Source organism: Microvirgula curvata, assembly GCF_054781615.1.
Map to the genome: position 1 here is coordinate 30699 of NZ_BAAGUB010000029.1, position 22432 is coordinate 53130.

Sequence of the window (22432 nt, forward strand, 5' to 3'; positions counted from 1 at the left end):
TATTCCGGGGCAAAAGGTGCATTTTTCTGTTTAGCTTTTCAGAATATTTACCACCGAATTAGCAATGACATAGGAGTACAGTATCGACCCTTCCTGATGTTTGGCTGCTAAACCCCATGCCGTTCCGACCGTCCGCTACTGCCGTGACCGCCCTGTTGCTGTGCCTGGGCCTGTCCGGTGCCAGCGGGGCCTCTGCCATTATTGCCGACCCGTCCGCACCCAAAAACCAGCAGCCGACCATCGTCAACACCGCCAGCGGACTGCCACAGGTCAATATCCAGACCCCGAGCGCAGCCGGGGTGTCGCGCAATAGCTACAAGCAGTTCGATGTCGATTCGCGCGGCGTGATCCTGAACAACTCCCGCACCAATGCCAGCACCCGCCAGGGCGGCTGGGTGCAGGGCAATCCGTGGCTGGGCAAGGGCACGGCGAAGATCATCGTCAACGAGGTCAACAGCAACCAGCCAAGTCAGTTGCGCGGTTTTGTCGAAGTCGCCGGTGACCGGGCGCAAGTGGTCATCGCCAACCCGTCCGGCATCAGCTGTGCCGGCTGCGGCTTCATCAATGCCGATCGCGCCACGCTGAGCACCGGCCGGCCGCTGTATGGCGTCGGTGGCGGGCTGAGCGGTTTTCAGGTCGAGAACGGGCTGATTCGCGTCGACGGTGCCGGGCTGGATGCATCGCAGACCAGCCATACCGCCATCCTTGCCCGCGCAGTCGAAATCAATGCCGGGCTGTGGGCGCAGTACCTGAGCGTGGTCACCGGCCAGAATCAGGTCGCCGCCGACGGAGAAACCGCGACCGCCAGCCCCAGTGCGCCCACTGGCGACAAACCCCGATTCGCGCTGGATACCGCCCGGCTTGGCGGCATGTATGCCGGCAAGATCTTCCTGATCGGCACCGAAGCCGGTGTCGGCATGCGCCACGCCGGTCAGATTGGAGCCGGTCCCGGCGGTTTTGTCCTGCGCCACGACGGCCGGCTGGAACTGACTGGCGGCCTCAGCAGCGAGGGCGATGCGCGGCTTGCCAGCCGCGAACTGGATCAGCGCGGCACGCTGTACAGCAGCGGCGCACTGACGGTCGACGCCGGTCAGTCCTTGCACAACAGCGGCCTGCTGGCCGCACACGGCGATGTCAGCGCCAGCGCCGTACAGCTGGACAACCGTGGCACGCTGGCTGCCGGCCTGAACGGCAGCGGTGATATCGACCGCGCGGCGGCACTGACCCTGAGCGGGCAGACGCTGGATCTGTCCGGCGGCACGCTGCATGCCGGTGGTCACGCCAGCCTGGAGGCGGGCGGGCGCATCGACCACCGGGCGGCGCGGCTGCAGGCCGGCACGCTGCGACTGCACGCCGGCGACGCGATCGACAATCGCGATGGCCAACTGGCGGCACAGCAGGATCTGGTGCTGGAGAGCGGATCACTGGACAACCAGAAGGGACGGATCGGCAGCCTGGGCGGGCTGAATACGCGCGTGCGCGGCAGCCTCGACAATCGCAGCGGCCAGCTGGCGGCGGACGGTCAGGCACGGGTCGATGCCGGCCATGTCGACAACCGCAGCGGCGCACTCGGTTCGGCCCATGGCGGGCTGGCGCTGGGGGCTGACGCCCTCGACAACGACGGCGGCCAGGTGCTGGCCGCCGGCGATCTGAGCCTGACGCTGAGCGGTGACTATCTGCACCGTGGCGAGCTGCAGGCCGGGCGTGACCTGATGCTGGCCAGCCCCGGCACGATCGACAATCAGGGCCGGATCGGCGCCGGGCAGACACTGACGCTGGGAGCGGCAACCCTGTTCAACCGCGGCAGTGGCGAACTGGTCGCCGGCGGCGGCGGCCGGCTGAACCTCAGCGGCGAACTCGACAACGCCGGCCTGATCGACAGTGCCGACACCCGCATCACCGCCGGCAGCGTCAGCAACCGTGACCGGCTGTACGGCGACCGGGTCGCCATCCAGGCCGGATCACTGCTGAACGACCGTGACCCGGCCAGTGCGACCGCCGGCGTGATCGCGTCGCGCGGCGACATGGACCTTGGCGTTGGCACGCTGCTCAACCGCGAGCACGCACTGATCCTCACGGAAGGCGATCTGCGCATTGGCGGCACGCTGGATGCAAACGGCCGTGCCAGTGGTCGCGCCACGCGCGTGGTCAATGCCTCGGCGGCCATCGACGTGGGCGGCAATGCCGTACTTGCCGCCGACGAACTCGTCAACCGCAACGACCATTTCCGCACCTCGACCGTGGACGGTGCCACGACCCGGCAGATTCTGTACCGGCTGAATGGCGCGACCGAGTTTATCGATGCAAGCAAGGTCCGGCTGTACAACACCAGCTATGGCGGCGGCTATGCCGGCGAGAACTGGCGCTGGCCGGACAAGCCGTCGAAGGTGCTGGTGCTGCCATCGGCGAAATACCCGTTCGAGCGGTATGGGCCGCCGTTCGATTACAACAAATTCTCGAAGCAGATAAAGAAAAGAAACAACGGGTCGGTCGCCATTGCCTTTATCCCCGAGCACAAGGATTGCTACACCTACGATGGCCTTACCGACTGCAAACCGGACCCCATTCCGGACGAATTCGTCTATTCACCGAGCGACCGTATCTGGGGCATCTTCGGCATTCAGCCACCGGTTGAGCCCGGGGGCGAGCCGGTCGATCCCTGCCGGTACAAAGGCAACGCCTGCCGGGCGACACCTGGCTACGCCCAGTATCTGACGGCGAGCCAGACCTGGACCACCCAGGGCAAGGACAGGAAAGCACGCTACCTCGAACTGAACCAGGCCATTGCTGCGTTCAACCAGGATCTGGGCAAGCGCGTCGTCAAGACCTGGAGCGTCTACATTGTCGACCGGACCCCGCATGTGCCGGTGGTCGACAGCACCGATCCGGCACTGCTGCGCGTGACCGGCAATGCCACGCTGGATGGCCGGGTGGTCAACGACAAGAGCCGGATCTCGGTCGGCAAGACGCTGGACGTCAACGGCCCGGCGGTCGAGAACGTCGGGGCGACGGTAGTGCAGGTCACCACCGTCAGCGGCTCGGCCCAGAGCACCTATATCAAGACCCACTCGATGAAGAGTGACGACCGGCGCTGGCGGAGCATTGCCTACCAGCCCGGCAACGAGGAAAGCACCGTCGAACTGGCGGTGGCACGCACCGAATCGAATCAGGGGACGCAGCCCCGGCAGGCGGAAACACCGACGCAGGTCAGGCTCGAAGGCGTGGCCGGACGACTGGGCAATGACGCCATCCGTACCCGACCGCTGCCGGGACAGGTGCCGGACAGCGCGTTGTACCAGACCCGGCCGGCGCCGGAGGCACGCTATCTGGTCGAGACCGATGCGCGCTATGCGAGCTACAAGACCTGGCTCAGTTCCGACTACATGCTGCAGCAGCTGAAACTCGATCCGGCCGTGACCCAGAAACGGCTCGGCGACGGCTACTACGAGCAGCGGCTGGTCAACGAGCAGGTACTGCAACTGACCGGACGGCGTTTCCTGGGCAACTACAGCAGCAACGAAGCGCAGTACCAGGCGCTGATGACGGCCGGGGTCGAGTTCGCCCGGCACTACCAATTGAGTCCGGGCGTGGCGCTCAGCGCCGAACAGATGGCGCGCCTGACCACCGACATCGTCTGGCTGGTGGCGCAGGACGTCACCCTCGCCGACGGCAGCCGGCAGCGCGTGCTGGTGCCGCAGGTGTATGCCAAAGTGCGCGAAGGCGACGTGCGCGGCGACGGCACCCTGATGGCCGGCGGCGACCTGAAGCTGAAACTGGCCGGTGCGCTGGACAACAGCGGCACCCTGCTGGCGACCGGCCAGCAGGTTATCGATGCCGGCGACATCCGCAACCGTGGCACGCTGATGGCGGACAGCCTGCGGGCCGAGGCGCGGCGCGATCTGGACAACCTGGCCGGGCGCCTGAGTGGCGCCAGTGTCTACCTGGCGGCCGGCAACGACCTGAACCTGACCAGCACCCTGCGCAGCACCTCGGGTGAACAGGGCAGCAGAACGCGGATCGATGGCGTCTCCCGCATCGACGCCGGCACCCTGCTGGCCTCGGCCGGCCGGGACCTGACCGCCACCGCCGCCTCACTGCACAGCACCGGCGACCTGACCCTGGCGGCCGGCCGCGACCTGAACCTCGACGCCTTGACCACCCGGCGCGAAGACCACGTGGCATGGGACCGGCGCAACCGCGCCGATACCCACGACAGCCAGAGCGTCGGCAGCGAGCTCGGCAGCGGCGGCAACCTGCAGTTGCTGGCCGGGCGCGACCTGGGTACCACCGCGGCCTACCTGAACGCCAGTGGCGCGATCGGGCTCGGCGCCGGTCGCGACCTGCGGCTGCTGGCCGGCGAGAACAGCGCCAGTGCGCGCGATGAACGCTACGTCGCCAGCAAAAGCCTGCTGTCCGGCGAAACGATCCACACCATCGACCGCAGCGACTGGACCGAGGCTGCTGCCACCACCGTGTCCGGCGACCGCATCGCCATTCATGCCGGGCACGGCCTCGGCGTCACTGCCGGCAATGTAGTGGCGACCGGCGATCTGGCGCTGCAGGCCGGCAATCAGCTCGACATTGGCAGCCGCAGCACCGAGCACGGTGAATACCATTTCAAGGACGTCAGAACCACCGGGCTGGGCTCGTCCGGCACCACGTTCAGCTATGGCAAGGTGCGGCAGACCGACAGCGCCGACGACCGCAGCCAGTCGCAGAGTGGCAGCCGCATCGGCAGCCTGAAGGGCGACACCAGCCTGACCGCCGGCAAGGCGCTGAACATCAGCGGCAGCCAGCTCAGCGCCGGCCAGGATCTGCGCCTGCAAGGCGAACGGGTCACGCTGGTCGCCGGCGAGAACAGCGGCCAGCACCAGGAAACCCACCTGTTCAGCCAGACCGGACTGAACATCGGCATCAGCAGCCCGCTGCTGGCCGCATTGCAGACCACACAACAGATGGTGTCGGCGGCAAGCGAGGTCAAGGACCCGCGGCTGGCAGCACTGGCGGCCGGTACCGTCGGCCTGGCCGGCAAGAACGCGCTGGACGCCTACAATGCCGACCCGAAAGCGGCCGGCGGCGTCAGCCTCAGCATCACCTTCGGCAGCAGCCGCAGCGAGAGCCGCTCGGTCAACCGTTATACCGATGCCGCCGCCAGCACGGCACAGGCCGGGCGCGACCTGAGCATCGTGGCGGTCGGCGCCGGCAAGGACAGCGATATCGTCGTGCACGGCAGCGACGTGCAGGCCGGCCGCAACGCGACCCTGCTGGCCGATGGCGACATCGAACTGCTGGCGGCACGCAACACCGCCGAACAGCACAGCAGCAACAAGTCGGTCAGCGGTGCAGTCGGCCTCGCCATCACCTTCGGCTCGAATGGCGCGGGTTACGGCTTTACCGCCAGCGCCAGCATGGCGCGCGGCAAGTCGGACGGCAACGACGTGATCTGGCGCAACAGCCAGCTCGATGCCGGCAACACCCTGACCCTGGCCAGCGACGGCGACAGCACCCTGCGCGGCGCGGACGTGCGCGGCCGGCAGGTGGTGGCCGACATCGGCGGCGACCTGAGCATCGAAAGCCTGCAGGACACCAGCAAGTACAAGAGCAAGCAGCAATCGGCCAGCGCCAGCGTCACGGTCGGGGTCGGCTTCTCGGGCAGCGTCAGCGTTGGCCAGCAGAAGATGAACAGCGACTACGCCAGCGTGACCGAACAGACCGGCATCCGCGCCGGCGACGGCGGCTTCCAGCTCGACGTCGGCGGCCATACCGGGCTGAAGGGCGGGATCATCGCCTCAACCGGGCAAGCAGTGCAGGACGGCGCAAACCGGCTGACCACCGGCACGCTGTCGTACAGCGACATCCGCAACCACGCCAGCTACAGCGCCAGCAGCGTCAGCCTCGGCGGCGGCTACAGCAGCAAGGACTTCAGTCTGAAGCCGATGGGCGGTGGCGGCGACAGCGCCGCCCCATCCAGCGGCGTCGGTACCAGCCAGGACGGTACGGCCACGACCGGCGGCGACAAGGTGCCGGGCAGCGAACTGCCGGCCTACAACGGCTGGAGCGCTACGCCGCCCATCGCCATGATGGCCAAGGGCAGCGGCAGCAGCACTACGCGCAGCGGCATCAGCGGCGGCACCCTCATCCTGACCGACGGTGACCCGCAGAGCCTTGCCGGACTGAACCGGAACGTGTCGACCGAGCGGGACAGCAGCAATACGCTGAAACCGATCTTCGACAAGGACAAGATCGAGGCCGGGTTTGCGATCGTCGAGGCGCTGCAGCGGGAGACGGGGACGTTTCTGAATAACCGGGCGAAGGAAGCGGACCGGCTGGAACGGGAGTGGGAGAAAGAAACTGATCCGGAACGCAAGACGGCGCTGGATCAGCAACGCAGGGATGCGGCGAAGTGGGCTCCAGGGGGGGAGTACAGCAAATGGGCCACCGTGCTGACGACGGCGACCGGTGGCAACGTCATGGGCGGGCTTGGAGACCTGGCTCAGCGTGCCGTCGTCAGCTACGTGCAGGGCATGGGGGCCGCACAGATCAAGGAACTGGCGGCGCAAGTCGGCGACGGACCACAAGCCGACGCGGCACGGGCCGTTCTGCATGGCCTTCTTGCCTGCGGCAGTGCTGCCGCTAGCGGTGGCAATTGCGGCAGCGCCGCCTTAGGGGTGGCGGGCGGCGTGGGTGTGAATGCCGTGCTGAACACCTTGCTCAAGGACAGTTCTACCCTGAGTGCGGAAGAAAAGCTGGCACGAGAAAACCTTGTAGGGTCCATCGTGGCCGGCATTGCCGCCGAAACCGGAGGTGACACGGTCAGCAGCAGGAACGCGCTTCAGATCGAAATGGAGAACAACGAATGGGGTGGCTTGGTCTTCAAGCAGCGAGAATATGAAAATTACAGTCGGAAGCACTGCGCCGGTCTGAGTCAGCAGGTCTGCAATCGCAAGTTTGGTGAAGAACTGACGGCAAATCCGGGCGCCCGGGTGGTGCTGGCGGGGTTGGGGGTATTGCAGGGGGGCGCCGCAGTAGCCAGTGCGCGGACACTGATGGCGCTATGCTTGAGCTCGCCAGTGGAATGCAGCGAACTGGGGATCGCGGCAGCTGAGGTGGTAGGTGGTGCCGGGGCGATCAGTGGGCCGCGTGGGGTGATGGGGGAGGCTGCAAAGGCCGCAGAAAAGAACGTCACAGGGAAAAGTATAAAAGGATCTGTGACGGTTGAAGTGCCTATTGCCTCTGCCTTGCCAAAGGACTTTGGTGAGTCAGTTCTTGGCCATAACACCCAAATTGGTGTCCTAAATCGTAAGGCAGGTACAATTTCCGGAGCCCACAACAACGATTCATTTTTGGAGTCTATTGAAATGGTTGGCGCAAAAATTTCCGACAAAATAACTGACTCCCGTTTTCCAGGTCTTATTGATTATAAATACCAATTGCCTAGGATAAATAATGTCGGCGAATTGATTGATGGCTATAAAACAATAGCCACGAAGACTACTTACAACCCGAAAATCCTACCCGATGGCAAGGTCGCTAATATGTCCAGTCGCGCAGCAGTTAACGCTGAGTCGGCATTTGCGGCAAACCCAGCTTTAAGAGAAGTTAGTATTAAAGTTGATGGCTATTATTTTCAAGTAACTCGCAATATTAAAACTGGAAAGATCACAAACTCTTTCATTACGATGCCACCGAGGATCAAACAATGATTGACTTGTCTTGGCTTGAACAATTAAGAAAAAATTTTTCTTCCTCAGGACTGGAGTACGAGGATCTTTATGAAATAATAAAAAAGTCCCTTTCCATGGGGAAAATAAATTTTCCTGCCTTTATTTATGAGGCATCGAGGGGGGTTGGCTTTTGTGCGAGTGAGGGGCATTTCTATTCCCTAGACCAAGATTGGGATGACCCCAAGGCTTTTAATGAAGTTAGTTTTTTTCAGGGAGAGGTGGAAACTTCAAGTATTCCAGTAGCGGACTATATTGCCTTGATGAAAATTGCTGCAGATGTGTACTCTGACTACTTTCCTGATGAAAAAGATGGAGTTTTAAATTCAGCCAAAAGGCTCGAAAAACGTTATTCATCCCCCGCAGTTTAACCTTTTAGGGTAGTCGCACGGGCCTGTGCCGGGTGACACGTCGAACCAGCGGCACAGCTTCGTGATTGGGACGATAAAGCCCTTGGCCTGCAGTCCCTAACGGATCGTCTCGATCACTTCTCGTCCTCGCCCAGCGGGGACTGCCATTTTTTCTGGCGCGCAGCTCCAGCATCGCCTCACCGTAGCCATATGGGCGGCTAATTAAAAGAAATGATGCCGTATTTTTTGTGCGGTGCAAAAAATAAGAAAGCGAAAACATGAAAAATATATTTTCGATCAGTAAAAAAATACTGAATATTATAAGTGGTAGTTGAATGATGGGATCTTAAAGGCTCGTACTAGTTCTGGTGAGTGGGTTCAGTATGCAAAAAAAGCAAGCTGTCAATGTGAGATGCATGAATTTGTTGGGGGCTGCTGATTTGTATTTGAAGATGTACGCCTTTCGCACATGACTATTGATTAATATGCGGCTGATAGATAATCATTTGCAGGAAATAAATTTATTCGGCAAAATGTTCCTTGATCGATAGATAGCCTGCTATTGAAAAAGTATTTGCAGGGGTGGCTAATATTCCTCCCGGGCCAGGCCGGGAGGAATGGTTTGGGAATTTTACGCAAAAAATTTCTACGTAGAAAACCCGATAAATAGTTAAATTTTGTTTTTTGCATAACCTGGAAAAAATAAAACATCAGTTGTCCCAATTAAATCCATGACTAGTGGAAATTTAAATGTCTGGCGCGTTGTTTTCAACAATTTTCTCTTCCCATTACTGCAGGCATGCCAAGCATAAATTACGCATGAAAGCCAATGAGCCTTCCCAACATTTTGGGCGGCTATCGATGGAGAGAGCCATGCTTGCTATGTTTTTAATCTGCAGCCAAATATATCATCGGCATCTCGCTTTTTAAATGCAGCTAGACCGTTGTCGAGTTATGGTGACAAAGAGCTATAAGCTGCATTTATAATGCGGATATGATTTGGAGAATTTTATGGGTTTTATGTTTTGCATTCTGTCATGTCTGTAAATAAATTCGCGTGACAATTAGTAATTATTTGGCGCCAGCATTGCATCGACCGTGCTGGCCCCCTCAAAGGTGTCCTTCCTAAATGCTGTGTAGCTGTCCCAAACCTGTCCACCTGGCTATCGTGCTGGGTGGGCTGGTCTCTGCCTTGCCGTCGTTTGCGGCGATTCCCGCCATTCCCGGTGTTCCCGCCGTTGATCAGGCGCTGATCCGCCAGCAGGAACGCGAACGCGCGCAGCAGGAGCAGCGACAGCCGGTGGCGCCTGATGTGCGGCTGGAACTGCCGCGAGCCGCGGAGGCCGGGCGTTTGCCTGACGGGGAAAGTCCGTGTTTCGTGATCCGGCGGATTGTGCTGGATGGAGAGATGGCCGGGGCATTTCGCCGGGCGCTGGCGGCGGCCGACCCGGCTGCCGACCCGGCGAGCGGGCGCTGTCTGGGGGATGCCGGGATCAATCTGGTGATGAAGCGGGTTCAGGATGCCATTGTCGCGCAAGGCTATGTGACGACACAGGTGCGGGTTGCACAGCAGGATCTGGGCAGTGGCACGCTGGCGCTGACCGTGGTGCCGGGGCGGGTGCGGGCGATCCGCTTCAGTGAAGACAGCAGTCCGCGCGCCACGCGCTGGAATGCATTGCCGGTTCGTGCCGGAGACGTGCTCAATCTGCGCGATATCGAACAGGGGCTGGAGAATTTCAAGCGGGTGCCGACGGCGGACGCCGACATCCGCATCGAGCCGGTCGACGAAATCGGCGCCGCGCCCGGCGATAGCGATCTGCTGATTGCGTGGCGGCAGGACATGCCGTTCCGGGTCGGCCTGTCCGTCGATGATTCGGGCAGCAGGAGCACCGGCAGGTACCAGGGCAGTGCAACGGTGTCTTACGACCACTGGTGGACGCTGAACGATCTGTTCTATGCCAGTTTCAACCATGATCTTGGCGGGGGTGAAGCCGGACAGCGTGGCTCCCGTGGCTACACGGTGCATTACGAACTGCCATTTGATTACTGGTTGCTGGGGCTGACCTCCAGCAGCTACGACTATCATCAGGCCGTCGCCGGAGCCAACCAGACTTATCGGTACAGCGGCGACAGTCACAATAATGAAATCCGCCTGTCCCGGCTGCTGTATCGCGATGCAGTACGCAAGACGGGTGTCTGGCTGCGTGGCTGGACACGCGAGTCGAAGAACTTCATCGACGATACCGAAGTCGGGGTCCAGCGCCGCAGCATGGCTGGCTGGGAGGCAGGGCTGAACCAGCGGGTGTTTATCGGACCGGCAACGCTGGATGCCAGCCTCGGTTATCGGCGCGGGACCGGCGCAATGGGGGCGATACCGGCGCCGGAGGAAGGCTTCGGTGAAGGCACGTCGCGGCTGGCACTGATCAGTGCCGATGCCCAGCTCACGCTGCCTTTCACGGCCGGCCCGCTGTCATTGCGCTATGGCGGAACCTGGCGGGCGCAATGGAACCGCACGCCACTGGTACCGCAGGACCGGTTTTCCATTGGTGGCCGCTACAGCGTGCGGGGTTTCGATGGCGAGATGTCGCTGAGCGCCGAGCGCGGCTGGCTGTTGCGCAATGATCTGGGCGTCATGCTCGGGCAGAGCGGGCAGGAGTTGTATCTCGGGCTCGACTACGGCCGGGTGGGCGGACCGTCGACGCGGCAACTGGTCGGCACATCGCTGGCCGGTGCCGTGCTCGGTCTGCGCGGCGCCTTTTACCGGCTGAACTACGACCTGTTCGCCGGGCAGGCATTGCGGCAGCCGGACGGCTTTCTGACCGCGCAGACCACCGCCGGCTTCAATCTGACCCTGGCGTACTGAAGCGGGAGGCGGCAAGCCGCCCCTGTCACTACCCCCTCCAGAACCCGCACGTTAATGCCGGCTTCTCGAAGCCAGCGCCAGACCGGCGATGATGGCGGCAATGCCGGCCAGGTGATACAGGTGCAGGGACTCGTCCAGGAACAGGACGGCCAGCAGCACGCCGAACAGCGGGATCAGGTGGATCGAGTACCCGGCCCGTGCGGCGCCGACCCGGGCCACGCCGATGTTGTACAGCAGGTAGGCGACCACGGACGGGAAGAGGCCGAGATAGGCCAGTGCCGATACCGACTGCAGGTTCCAGTGCGCCTGCAGGCCTGAGGCGCGCTCCCACAGATACAGCGGCGTCAGGATGACCAGCGCGATGGCGATTTGCGCGCCCATCAGGCCGATGCGGTTGATGTCCGCCGGAATGCCGCGCAGCCACAGGGTATACAGCGCCCAGGCAATCATGGCGCAGAAAACGATCAGGTCACCGCGGGCAAAGGCCAGGGCCGCCAGTCGCGACCCGTCGCCGTGCAGGATGATGGTCAGTACCCCGGCAAAGGACAGGGCGAGGCCCAGCGCCTGCGTCCGCTGGAGCCGCTGCTGGTAGAACAGGGCGGCGAACAGCACGATCAGGATCGGGATGAACGAATTCAGCAGCAGGCCGTTCGAGGCCGGTGTCGATCGCAGGCCGAGATAAACCAGCGAGTTGAACGACACGACGCCGGCCAGCGAGACGCTCACTATCCGCCAGCGATACTGCCAGTAGCGGGGGAGGTCGCGCCGCATCGGGCGCAGGGCGAATGGCAGCAGACAGACAAAGGCAATGACCCAGCGCCAGAAGGACAGCGTCAGCGGCGGGACATCCTGCCGCATGGCCCGGCCGACAATGAAATTGCCGGCCCAGAACAGCGGGGGCGGGACCAGCAGCAGCAAGCTGGTGAGTGATGCACGGTCATCCGGCCGTCCTTTTACTGCGATTGCTGCGTCATCAGACATGTTGTTTTTGTGCTTTGTATCGGGAGTGGCGGTAGCCACACCGTGGACGGGGTTTCCACGGCGAAAGGGGGCAAGCTTAACGGCTCCGGCAGTCCGGTGTCGACGTGCGGGCGCGCCGCACCCGCCCGGCGCGGCCGGGACAGGTGCGCCACTGGCCCTGACACGCTACAGCGAGCGGGCGATGATCTCGCGCATGATCTCGCTGCTGCCGCCGTAGATGCGCATGGCGCGGGCATCGACCCAGGCGCGGCCGATCGCGTACTCGCTCATGTAGCCGTAGCCGCCATGCAGTTGCAGCAGTGCGTCGAGCAGGCGGCCGTGCATTTCGGTCGCGTTGAGCTTGGCGATGGCGGCGTCGACCTCGTCGAGCTCGCCGTCCATGTGCCGTGCCAGGCAGTCGTCGAGAAACACCCGCAGCATGCGTGACTGCGAGCGGGCGTCAGCCAGCTGGAAGCGGGTGTTCTGGTAGTCGAACACCCGGCGGCCGAAGGTCTTGCGTTCGCGGGTATAGGCGACGGTTTCATCCAGCAGTGCCTCGATCGACGCGCCGGCGCGCAGCGCGATGCACAGCCGCTCCTGGGTCAGTTCGTTGGCGACGTGGCTGAAGCCCTGGTTCAGTTCGCCAAGCAGGCAGTCGGCCGGCAGCACGACTTCGTCGAAGAACAGCTCGCAAGTGTCCTGCGCATGCTGGCCGATTTTCTCCAGCACCGGGCCCTTGCTGAAACCGGGCAGTCCTTCTTCGACGCAGAACAGCGACAGGCCGCGCGCGCCGAGATCGGGCTCGGTCGACGCCAGCACCACGACCAGACCGGCATTGGCACCGTTGGTGATAAAGGTTTTCTGACCGGACAGGATATAGTGGTCGCCGTCGGGCCGGGCGCGGGTGCGGATGGCCTTCAGGTCACTGCCGGTGCCGGGTTCGGTCATGGCGATGGCGCCAATCCGCTCGCCGGCCGCCATGGACGGCAGCCAGCGTTCGCGCTGGGCATCGTTGCCATAACGGTGAATGTACGACGACACCATGTCCGAATGGATCGAGAAGCCGATGCCGAGGCAACTGGCGCGGGCCAGTTCCTCGATCACGATGGCGGCATGGCCGAAATCGCCACCGGCGCCAAAGGGCGGCGGCAGGGTGCAGTTCAGCAGGCCGGCGTCCCCGGCCCGCTTCCACAAGGCCCGGGGCGTGATGCCGTCCCGTTCCCAGGTCGCGTAGTGCGGCAGGATCTCGTCGGCGACAAAACGGCGCACTTGTTCGCGGAACAGCTCATGGTCGTCACGGAATACACTGCGTGCCGGCATCATGGCGCCTTGCCGTACGGTTCGGTAGCGCTGAGCTGGCCGCGCAATACCGGTGCTGCTGCCGTGCCGGTCAGGAACAGGCTGTAGTGGTCGCCGGGCTGGGTGGCCGGCATCGACCAGTGGGCAGCCGGGCCCTTGCCGCAGCTGGCGCTGAAGGTCGCTGCCACCGGGTTGACGGTGCGGGCGGCAGCGGTCGACGGCGCGACCGCATCGAACACGGTGGCGTCGCCGCTGCCGAGCCTGAGCCGGGCGCCGGCACAAGCGCCGGCCAGGTTGTAGAAGCGCAGTTCGGACTTCAGGGCATCCTGGTTGCCGCCGCTGTCGTCAATGGCGGTCAGCGCATAGCGCCCGCCCTGCTTGCCGATCACCAGGGTATTGAACGTGTCCGGCTTGACGCTCAGCGTCGCGGCGAGCTTGCCGTCGATCCTGACCTCGAACGGGCGGTTGCCCTGGACGATGGCATAGCGGCCGGCAACCGCGCCGCGTCCCAGCGACTGTTTCGAGGCGCCAGCCACCTGGGTGGCCACGGCGGTCGGCAGCGGGTTGGCCAGGCGGACAAAGGACGAGCCGGCCGGCGGCCGGGCCGCGTACAGTTGCGCCAGGACGCCTTCGGCCGCCACCGGCAGCGAGAGACTGACCACGGCGGCGGCGATAAGCGCATGCTGCAGCTTGTTCATGTCAGGATTCCTGTTTCTTGCTCAGTCGGGCCGCCAGATACCGTTGCTCCAGTTTCTTGCGGTCGACCTTGTCGGTAGGGGTAGTCGGGAAGCCGGCGCAGGCGATCAGTTCCGACGGGATCATGTAGGTCGGCAGGCGTTCGCCAAGCACGGTCTTCCAGTCATGCATGCCGTCCGGCAGCGGGTGCAGGCCGTCGTCGGCAGGCAGCGGGGCCTCGGTCTCGATAAAGCCGACCATGCGCAGTGCCGAGCCGTCCGGCCGTTTCAGCGCGATGGTCGCACCGGCGCGCACACCGGGCAGGCGGGTCAGTGCGGCGTCGACTTCGGCCAGTTCGATGCGGTAGCCGTGCAGTTTGATCTGGTCATCGATCCGGCCGCGAAACGTGACCAGCCCGTCTGCGTCAATCTGGCCGAGGTCGCCGGTATGGTAGGCGCGCTTGCCGTTGTGCCGGAACAGCAGGGTCCGGTTCAGATCGGGGCGGTTGATATAGCCGCGCATCACATGGTCGCCGGCCACGCAGATCTCGCCATCCTGCAGGAACACTTCCGCATACGGCTTGGCGCGACCGATCGGGAACGGGTTTGGCGCTGCGCGCCGCAGGGCGTCGTCGATTTCGACCCAGGTGGTCGAGCAGGTCGCCTCGGTCGGGCCGTACGAATTGATGATGCGGATGCCGGGGAAGCGCTGCCACAGCGTCCCGGCCAGTGCCGGCGTCAGCGACTCGGCGCCGAACACGAACACGCGCAGATCGGGCAGCCCGGCCTGGTTGAAGCCGGGAGCCAGCAGTTGCTGGCGGATGAACGACGGCGTCGAGGCCCAGACGCTGACCTTGCTCCGGGCCAGATAGTCGATAAACGCTGCATGGTCGGCAATGGTCTCGCGCGCGCACAGCACGCAGCTGCCGCCGGTCACCAGGGCGCCGGCAACGTTGAACAGCGAGAAGTCGAAGCTGAACAGCATCTGGTCCATGAACGCCGGCGCCGGGCCCAGCGTCAGGCAGTCGCGGATCCAGCCGGCAAACAGCGCCAGGCTGTCAGTGCCGATCTGCACGCCCTTGGGGTCGCCGGTACTGCCGGACGTGAACATGATATAGGCGATGTCCGGCTCTGCCAGCGGTGCCGGATCGGCGCAGCCGGCGGCAAAACTGCCACTGGCGGCATCATGGATCACGGCGGCGCGGACGATGTCGACGATGCGGCGCTGGCGCTCGACCGGGTTGATTGCGTCCACCGGCACGAACGGCACGCCGAGCATCAGGCAGCCAAGCATGGCGACCAGGAATCCGGCCTCCTTGTGGCCGACGATCACCAGCGGCACGCCGGCCTGCACGCCGGCGCGTTGCGCCTGGTCGATCCAGGCGTCGACCTCGTCGTGCAATGCCTGCCAGCTCAGCGTCTGCCGGGCATCGGTCACGGCGGGGAGCGTCTGGCCGTCACCGGTGTCGATGAAACGGCGCTGGTCGAAATCGAAACGCATGGATAAACCTCCGTCAGGATGCCGGCTGCGGTCAGCTGTGCGAATGTTCGGCGATATAGGCGGCCAGCACCTTGACCGACTCCAGGTGCAGGTCGATCTCGGTCGGCGGAATCTTGCAGCCGAAGCGGCGTTCGACCGCCAGCGCCACGTCGACGGCGGACAGCGAGTCGATCAGGCCGGACTCGATCAGCAGGGCGTCGTCGTCGACGCGGGTCAGGATGATGCCTTCGATCAGGGAGGCGACTTCACGTTCGATTTCTTGGATGTCCATCAATGTGCTCCAGACGGGGTGCGTCAGTCAGAATTGGAAATACAGGAACCGGGTTTCCTTGTGCAGGTTGACCAGGCAGACAAACAGGACCAGCAGGGTCGCAGCGAGCCAGGCCAGGTTCGGACGCCAGCGCAGCACGGCCTGCGGCGCTTCCTGGGCGCGGGCCAGTGCCGGCGAGAAACGACCGAGAATCTGGTGGGCATTCGGGGCGAGGAAGGTGAGGGCCAGCAGCAGGGCCAGCAACAGCACCTGCAGATGGTGGCCGGCCAGCAGACGCCAGGCGTCTCCCGCCGGCAGCGCGGTGGCGACCGGCCACAGCGCCGGCAGGGTCTCGACACCGCGTGCGCCGGCCATGCCGCCAAGCAGCGTCAGGGCGTCGCCGATGCCGTTGGCGCGGAAAAAGGCCTGGCCGACCAGAACGGCGACAAAGGTCAGCAGCACGCAGCCGGCATGGCGCAGCCACGGACGCTGGCGCGCCGCCGGCTGGCGTCCGCTGACAAAAATGCGCCAGCCATGATTGACGGCCAGATACGCGGCATGCAGCAGGCCGAACACCAGAAACTGCAGGCCGGCGCCATGCCAGACCCCGGCCAGTCCCATGGTGTAGACGGTCGGCAGCACGATCATGCCGGCGAAACCGCCGGCGGTGGCGACGCCGGCCGCGCCGACCGGCTGGCCCCTGTCGGTGCGTCGGCGCGATACCGCCATTGCCACCGGGTAATACAGGTAGGCGGTCAGATAGCGGGTCAGCGTCATGTGCCAGCGCGCCCAGAACTCGATGATGCTGCCGGCCTTGTACGGTGAATTGAAGTTCAGCGGGAAGCGGATGCCGAACATCTTGGCCAGCCCGAGCGCCATGTCGGAATAGCCGGAAAAGTCGAAGTACAGTTGCAGCGCGTAGCTGACGCTGGTGGCCCAGGCGGCCCAGAACTGCAGGTCGCCGGGCGCGGCGAAGCCATCGTCCGCATACGGGGCGATGCTGTCGGCCAGCAGCACTTTCTTGGCCAGACCGATCACGAACAGGGTGCCGCCGATGGACAGGTTTTCCCAGCGGAAGCGGTAATTCTCGCGCTGGGCGAACTGCGGCATCATTTCCTTGTGATGCAGGATCGGGCCGGCGATCAGGTGCGGGAAAAAGGTCACGAACAGTACATAGCTGAGCGGGCTGCGTTCGGTGACGATGCCGGCGCGGCAGTCGAGCAGGTAGCCGATCTGGGTGAAGGTGAAGAACGAGATACCGAGCGGCAGGATCACCGACTCGACCGTACCGACACCGACGCCGTAATCATTCAGGAAGCCGAGCAGGGCGGCGAAATACTTGTAGTGGACCAGCAGGCCGAGGTCGACGGCGAGGCCGAGCATCACCGCCAGATTCTGCCGTTTCGGCCGGTCCCTGAAATGGAAAATCGCCAGGCTGACCAGATAGTTGAACACGATCGAGCCGGCCAGCAGACAGACGAATTGCGGATTCCACCAGCCGTAGAACACGAACGAGCTCAGGCTCAGCCAGACGGCGGCCGCACGCATCCGCGTCGCGCCGAACAGATAGTAGATGGTCAGCGTGACCGGCAGGAACAGCAGCAGGAACAGGTAGGAGTTGAACAGCATCGTGCGTCGTTATTCCAGAGTGGCCAGTGCCGTTTTTTCATCGGCGGTCAATGGCAGCGACAGTGCCATTTCCGAGAACTCCCAGATCACCAGCTTCAGGCTGGACGGCCACTGCGGCTGGCGCTTGAACGCCGCCAGCAGCGCGCCGGAGAACTGCCCGCCGTCCATGCTCAGATTCCAGACTTCGCGGCCGAGCTGACGTCCCAGCCGTTCGGCGAACTGGCTGCGCAGGCCGTTGGAACTGCCGGCCAGCAGGATTTCGACCGGGGGGGCGTCGTCGAGCAGGCCGACCTGGCGGAGCGGGGTCAGCGTTGCCGTCGCCACCCGGTCCGGGGCCGGGCGCCAGCCGTCCGGGACGTGCTCGAGTCCGGCCAGCACCAGCAGGTCGCCGACCCGCGGGGCGGGGGCGGCGATCTGTTCGCGATAACGCAATGTGCCATTGCCGCCCAGCAGCGGCCGGGCGGCATCGGCCACCACCCGGGCGGCAGCGCTGGCGCCCCGGGCATTCAGGTGAACGTCGGTGCGGAAGAAGGCCGGCCGGACCTGCGCCAGCGGCGCGCGCAGATCGACATGGCCGATGCCCTGCTGGCGCAGCGCCTGCTCCCAGCGATCCAGCCGCTGCTGCATGGCGGCGGAAACCGGCAGTCCGCACAACTGGTCGGCCTCGATGCGCGACTTGTCCGGTACGGCGACCACCAGCACCTGCACGCCGGCCTGCCGCAGGCGGGTGGTCCAGTGCCGCATCAGCGCCAGCCGTTGCCCGAACACGGCCGGATGGCCGGGCGGCGGGCGCAGGCCGTCGCGATAGAACAGCCAGTCGGGACAGCCCTGTGCTACCTGCGGACCAAGGTCGCCAAGCAGGCGATAGCGGATCGCCGCATTGCCGCTGTCGATGAGTGACTGGCCGGGCAGCTTCAATGCCTGGTTCAGCACCTTGCCGGCACTGCCGTCCAGCCAGGCCGATGGCGCCAGCTGGTCGGGACCGATATCGGCACGCAGCAGTGCGCAAACGCCCCACGCCAGCCCGGCCGCGAGCAGCGCGGCGAATACGCCGGCGGTCGGGCGGTGCGATGGGGCGGAGGCGGAATCGTGGTTCATGTCAGCGGGCAAGCGCGGTCTTCAGCCGGGCGCGCCAGGCATCGGCGGTCATGATCGACGCGTTGTCCCACAGGCCCCGGGCATCCGGGCCCTGGGCAAAGGTCGGCTCGAACATCTGCCAGACCAGCACCTGCGGCGGGCTCTGCCTGAACGCCGGTGATTCGAGGTATTCGAGCAGCATGATCCACTGGCCGACGTTGCCGGGCTTCCAGTTGACGGTCACCGGGCGGTCGATCAGGTTCGACAGCTTTTGCGGATAGCCGAAGTACGGCTGCACCATGCTGTGGCCGGTCACGTGGACCGGGGCGACGGCGGTGTCGAGCAGGCGCTGGCCATCGGCCGCCTTGCGGATGGTGAAGGTTTCGCGGCCGACGGTCTTGCGCTGTTCAGGGGTCAGGAACCGCTCGGCCAGGTCGCCATAGCGTCGTTCATTGGTGGTCGGGCCGAGCGCCAGTCCGCTGCCGGGCTGGCCGGCCAGCGTCGGCTGCACCTGCCTGATCACGGCGGCAGTGGCGTCGGCGGTGGCATCGGCGGCCGGCTGGGTCCAGTGCTGGTCGGTGCGGTAGAACACTTCCTGACCGCTGTCCTTCACCCTGCGCAGTACTGCCTCGTCATCGAAGGTGGCAATGCCGGCCTGCGACAGCTTGTCGAAGATGCCGCGATAGCGTGCCTTGACCTGTGCGCTCAGCGGTTTGTTGTCCGGCAGCTTGTCGGTATAGAACAGCGCCTTTTCCGGCAGCATCACCACCACCAGCTTGACGTTGCGCGCGGCCAGCGCATCGCGGGTTTCCTTCAGCAGCTGTACCGAGGCGTCGATGCCGCGCTGGTCGACCTGGGTCAGGCTGCCCCAGGCCGGGAACAGCCAGTTGTCCTTGCCCTGGGCCACGATGGCCGAATCGTCGGCCCGGGCGAAAGCCGACAGCACCAGCAGCGGCAGCGCCAGACGGCGCAGCAAGCGGTTGACGGAAAAATTCATCTTGTTGTTGTCCTCTCAAGCGTGGCCGGCGAACCGGCTCAGTACGACAGTGTCACGTTCATGAACAGGCCCTTGGCCCGGTCCGCCTCGCCGCCCCCGATGTTGAACCGGTACTGCGTGGTCCAGTCCAGATACGAGCGGGGCGCATTGTAGTGGTCTTCGCGGAACCAGTAGCGGAAGTTCACACCGGGACCGGCGCCGAGCGACCAGGTGGAGCCGTTGTTTTGCAGGTCCAGTGAGCCAGAGCCCAAAAGAGCGGTGATTTCGGATGGGATACCGGAAATGCTGGCCTTGTTTTTCTGCCACAACCAGTCTGCGCCGACGACCACATACGGGAAAACAATCAACCGGTCGGAAATGGCATCCAGTCGAATGCTGCGTCCGAAACGAAGCTCTGCAGCAGCAAAACCCTGATCCTGCCTCAGCCGCCCGGAGCCCGTGGCGACTTCCTGGCCCGTCGTGACATTGCGCAGCTGGAAGCTGGCGGGCAGGTCTTGCCAGGTATAGCCAGCTTGGGCATAGCCCTCGATAGTCAGCCAGTTCGGCAAGTCAACTCGCAGACCAGTGCCTTCATAGAAGCCATATGTCATGTAAGCCAGCCAGCCTCCATCACCCTGATGGGTCTTGTAGTTGGCCACCAGTTGGCCTGCACCGAGTCCGAGCCGGTTCAGCGCATCTTGTACCGCTTGTGTTTGCTGGTTTGTTGGGGGGGTGGAGATCAGTCCCTGCTGTTTCAGGATTTCTTCTGCCAGACGCAGGCGATAGGTACTGTTGACCAAGGCACACTGGTATTTCTTGCTGTCGGGTGCCAAGGTCCCCTGATACGTAGCACTGCCAAGGTTGAAGCGTCGCTCCAGCCCGAAAGTGAAACCGGTTTCTGTTGATGGGGTAAACCGGAAACCGGCGGCTCCCACCGTGGTCGGGAAACCGGTGATGCCATTGTTGCGGGTGCCGGTGACGTCTATCGTGGAACTGGCGTCTGAAACCAGCCCTGCGCACGGATTGTCCACGGTCTGCGAATTCGTCTTGCTGCCGCTGTCATACAAGGTATTCGACACCCGCCCGTACACCTCGAACACCCGGGTCGACGTGTTCAGAAAATCCGACGGCCGCCAGTACACTTCGGCCGTGCTGAATACCGCGGAAACCGGCCGATACCGTTGCGCCCCATTCGCGCGACAGGCCGGCAATGCCGGCGCGGGTGTTGTAGCGCTGCTGCGGGTCGAGTTCGAGCCGGCCGGCGTCGGCCTCGTCGATTGCCTGTTTCAGGATGCCGACCGCGCCGCGCTTGTCGCCGGTGCCGGACATGGCGAAAGCTTCGTCGAGGATGGCCGTGGGCGGCGCCTTGCCGGTGGCGCGGGCGGCGCGGAAATCTTCCAGTGCCAGCGCCGGCTGGCCAAGTCGCTGGCGCAGGTAGCCGCGCTGCATCAGCAGGGCGCTGTCGTCCGGTTTTTTGGCCAGGGCGGCCTCGATGCGGGCCGCCGCCTCGGCCTGCTGGGCACGGTTGCCGGCGGCCAGTGCCGTGGTCAGCAGGCGCTGGTTGACCTCGCGCTCCGGATTCAGTTCGACCGCCTGGCGGGCCAGGGTGATGGCTGTCTGGTAATCCTGCTGGCCATAGGCGGCATAGGCGCGCATGGCCGGGTCGCCGCTGACACTGGCGTCGGACGGCAGCGGGTCGCACGATGTGCCGTACGGGGTGTCGTGGCAGTCCTGCAGCGGCGGCGGATACGCACTCAGCGTCAGTGGCCTGGCCGGCGCCCGGGCCGCGCGAGCCTGTTTGCGGCGCTTGCCGGCATCGACGTCGTTGCCCGGCAGGGATGACAGCAGACTGGTCGCGCGGGCACCGTCGCCAGAGGCGATGGCGGCATCGGCGGCAATCAGCTGCACATTGCGGCGCTGGTCGTTGTCCAGCCAGTCCTGCTTCAGCGCGGCATCGAAGTCGGCATTGGCGTCACCGGTCTTGCCCTGACGCTGGCGCAGGTAGGCGCGCATCACCAGCGACATGGTGCTTTCGTCATCGGCGACCAGCGCATCGCTGGCGGCGGCTTCGGCTTCCGGCAGGTGATTGTCCAGCATCAGCGCGGTCATCAGCAGCAGCCGGTGGCTGGTAATGTCCGGCGCCAGGGAGACGGCTTCGCGCGCCAGCGGTACCGCGTCGCCGGGGCGATCGTTGATCAGTGCCTGGTAGCCGGCTTCGGCCGGCCGGATGGCCAGCCGGCGATGCAGCGTCTGCTGGCGGGCCACCAGGTCAGTCTTGTTGCGCGCGCCGAGTGCCAGCGACGTGGTGACCGCGCGGTCGGCGGCATCGTACTGGCCCTGGGCTTCGAGCGCGTCCAGCCACAGCAGTGCCCAGGCGCCCTGGCTCGGGTCGGTGCGGAATGCCTGTTCGGCGTCGCGAGCGGCGGCGGCATGATTGCCGGCATTGAATTCATCGTAGGCGCGGGTCGCGATCGGGAAGCCCTTGCGATAGGCCGGGGTATCGGTCGGCGCCGCACTGCCGCCGGTAGCGGGTGCGGCGGCCAGATTGGTCCTGGCCTCGCGCAGTGCCGGATTGCCATGCCCGTCGCGAATGGCACGGTCGGCCACCTGCAAGGCCTGGGCGATCTTGCCCTGCTTCTGCAGCGAATAGACCAGCAGCAGGTACAGGCGGTCGGTATCCGGCCGCAGCTTCAGCGCGGCCTCGGCCTTCGCCTGCGCCTGCGCATACAGGCCGCGGTTGTAGGCACGGTAGCCTTCGTCGGCCAGACGCCAGGCATCCCCGGTCAGCGGTGCGGGGACCGGGGCGGCATGGCCGGCCAGTGGCGTGATCGCACAGGACAGGGCAATCAGCACGGCGGCATGCAGGCAGGTTTTACGCAGGGTCATGCGCCGATCCTGTAAGAGCGGGAGGCCGTATTGCATTCCCTTGTCGATCTTGTATCTGGCATAAAATTTTCTTGGCGGCAGGAAAATGCCGGAACGGGGCCGTCACGCAGGGGAGAGGCGCCGGGCGGGTATCCGATTTGTCCGTCATTGTGTCGTCCAGGCCATTATTGCTTAGGTATAGACGGAGACCGGCCCTGTGGTGTGCTCCGGCATGCGAAGCGCTTGATTCCCTGGCAATGCGGGAAA

Annotated in this window: 13 protein-coding genes; 3 read left to right on the forward strand and 10 right to left on the reverse strand. The window is 64.2% G+C overall.

Annotation, left to right across the window (positions count from 1 at the left end; all coding sequences use genetic code 11):
• The first annotated feature begins 116 nt into the window (after positions 1 to 116).
• The 3 genes from ACYVG8_RS12690 to ACYVG8_RS12700 all read left to right on the forward strand — a co-directional run bounded on the left by ACYVG8_RS12690 (position 117) and on the right by ACYVG8_RS12700 (position 10934).
• Positions 117 to 7703: a hemagglutinin repeat-containing protein gene (locus tag ACYVG8_RS12690; protein WP_460745948.1), complete on the forward strand. Its 7587-nt coding sequence runs from the start codon at positions 117 to 119 to the stop codon at positions 7701 to 7703.
• Positions 7700 to 8092, forward strand: coding sequence for a hypothetical protein (locus tag ACYVG8_RS12695; protein WP_460745949.1), 393 nt, complete (start codon positions 7700 to 7702; stop codon positions 8090 to 8092). Before ACYVG8_RS12690 ends, ACYVG8_RS12695 begins: the two co-directional genes overlap by 4 nt.
• 1108 nt (positions 8093 to 9200) lie before the next feature.
• The gene (locus ACYVG8_RS12700; protein ID WP_460745950.1) at positions 9201 to 10934 is read left to right on the forward strand and encodes a ShlB/FhaC/HecB family hemolysin secretion/activation protein; all 1734 of its coding nucleotides are present in this window, start codon (positions 9201 to 9203) and stop codon (positions 10932 to 10934) included.
• 51 nt (positions 10935 to 10985) lie between these two features.
• On the opposite strand, the gene ACYVG8_RS12705 is transcribed toward ACYVG8_RS12700, so the two are convergent.
• From ACYVG8_RS12705 to ACYVG8_RS12750, 10 genes are all read right to left on the reverse strand, one after another.
• Positions 10986 to 11852: a DMT family transporter gene (locus tag ACYVG8_RS12705; protein WP_233495260.1), complete on the reverse strand. Its 867-nt coding sequence runs from the start codon at positions 11850 to 11852 to the stop codon at positions 10986 to 10988.
• A 228-nt stretch (positions 11853 to 12080) separates the two neighbouring features.
• A complete protein-coding gene (locus ACYVG8_RS12710; protein WP_460745952.1) occupies positions 12081 to 13217 on the reverse strand; it encodes an acyl-CoA dehydrogenase family protein in 1137 nt (378 codons plus the stop codon).
• The gene (locus tag ACYVG8_RS12715; RefSeq protein WP_107889990.1) at positions 13214 to 13891 is read right to left on the reverse strand and encodes an alginate O-acetyltransferase AlgF; all 678 of its coding nucleotides are present in this window, start codon (positions 13889 to 13891) and stop codon (positions 13214 to 13216) included. Before ACYVG8_RS12715 ends, ACYVG8_RS12710 begins: the two co-directional genes overlap by 4 nt.
• Before the next feature lies 1 nt (position 13892).
• Positions 13893 to 15368, reverse strand: coding sequence for an AMP-binding protein (locus tag ACYVG8_RS12720; protein ID WP_460745953.1), 1476 nt, complete (start codon positions 15366 to 15368; stop codon positions 13893 to 13895).
• A 31-nt stretch (positions 15369 to 15399) separates the two neighbouring features.
• Positions 15400 to 15639, reverse strand: a complete 240-nt coding sequence (locus tag ACYVG8_RS12725; RefSeq protein ID WP_107889988.1) for an acyl carrier protein — start codon at positions 15637 to 15639, stop codon at positions 15400 to 15402.
• Positions 15640 to 15666: 27 nt separating this feature from the next.
• Positions 15667 to 17247: an MBOAT family O-acyltransferase gene (locus ACYVG8_RS12730; RefSeq protein WP_460745954.1), complete on the reverse strand. Its 1581-nt coding sequence runs from the start codon at positions 17245 to 17247 to the stop codon at positions 15667 to 15669.
• Between the two features lie 9 nt (positions 17248 to 17256).
• On the reverse strand, positions 17257 to 18345 hold the full coding sequence (locus ACYVG8_RS12735; protein ID WP_460745956.1) for an alginate O-acetyltransferase AlgX-related protein: 1089 nt from the start codon (positions 18343 to 18345) through the stop codon (positions 17257 to 17259).
• Between the two features lies 1 nt (position 18346).
• Positions 18347 to 19321, reverse strand: coding sequence for an alginate O-acetyltransferase AlgX-related protein (locus ACYVG8_RS12740; protein WP_107889986.1), 975 nt, complete (start codon positions 19319 to 19321; stop codon positions 18347 to 18349).
• Positions 19322 to 19359: 38 nt separating this feature from the next.
• Positions 19360 to 20379, reverse strand: coding sequence for an NfrA family protein (locus ACYVG8_RS12745; RefSeq protein ID WP_460745957.1), 1020 nt, complete (start codon positions 20377 to 20379; stop codon positions 19360 to 19362).
• Positions 20360 to 22186 carry a tetratricopeptide repeat protein gene (locus ACYVG8_RS12750; RefSeq protein ID WP_460745958.1) on the reverse strand — a complete coding sequence of 609 codons (1827 nt, stop codon included), beginning with the start codon at positions 22184 to 22186 and terminating at the stop codon, positions 20360 to 20362. The genes ACYVG8_RS12745 and ACYVG8_RS12750 overlap by 20 nt, the downstream gene beginning before the upstream one ends.
• Positions 22187 to 22432 lie beyond the last annotated feature (246 nt).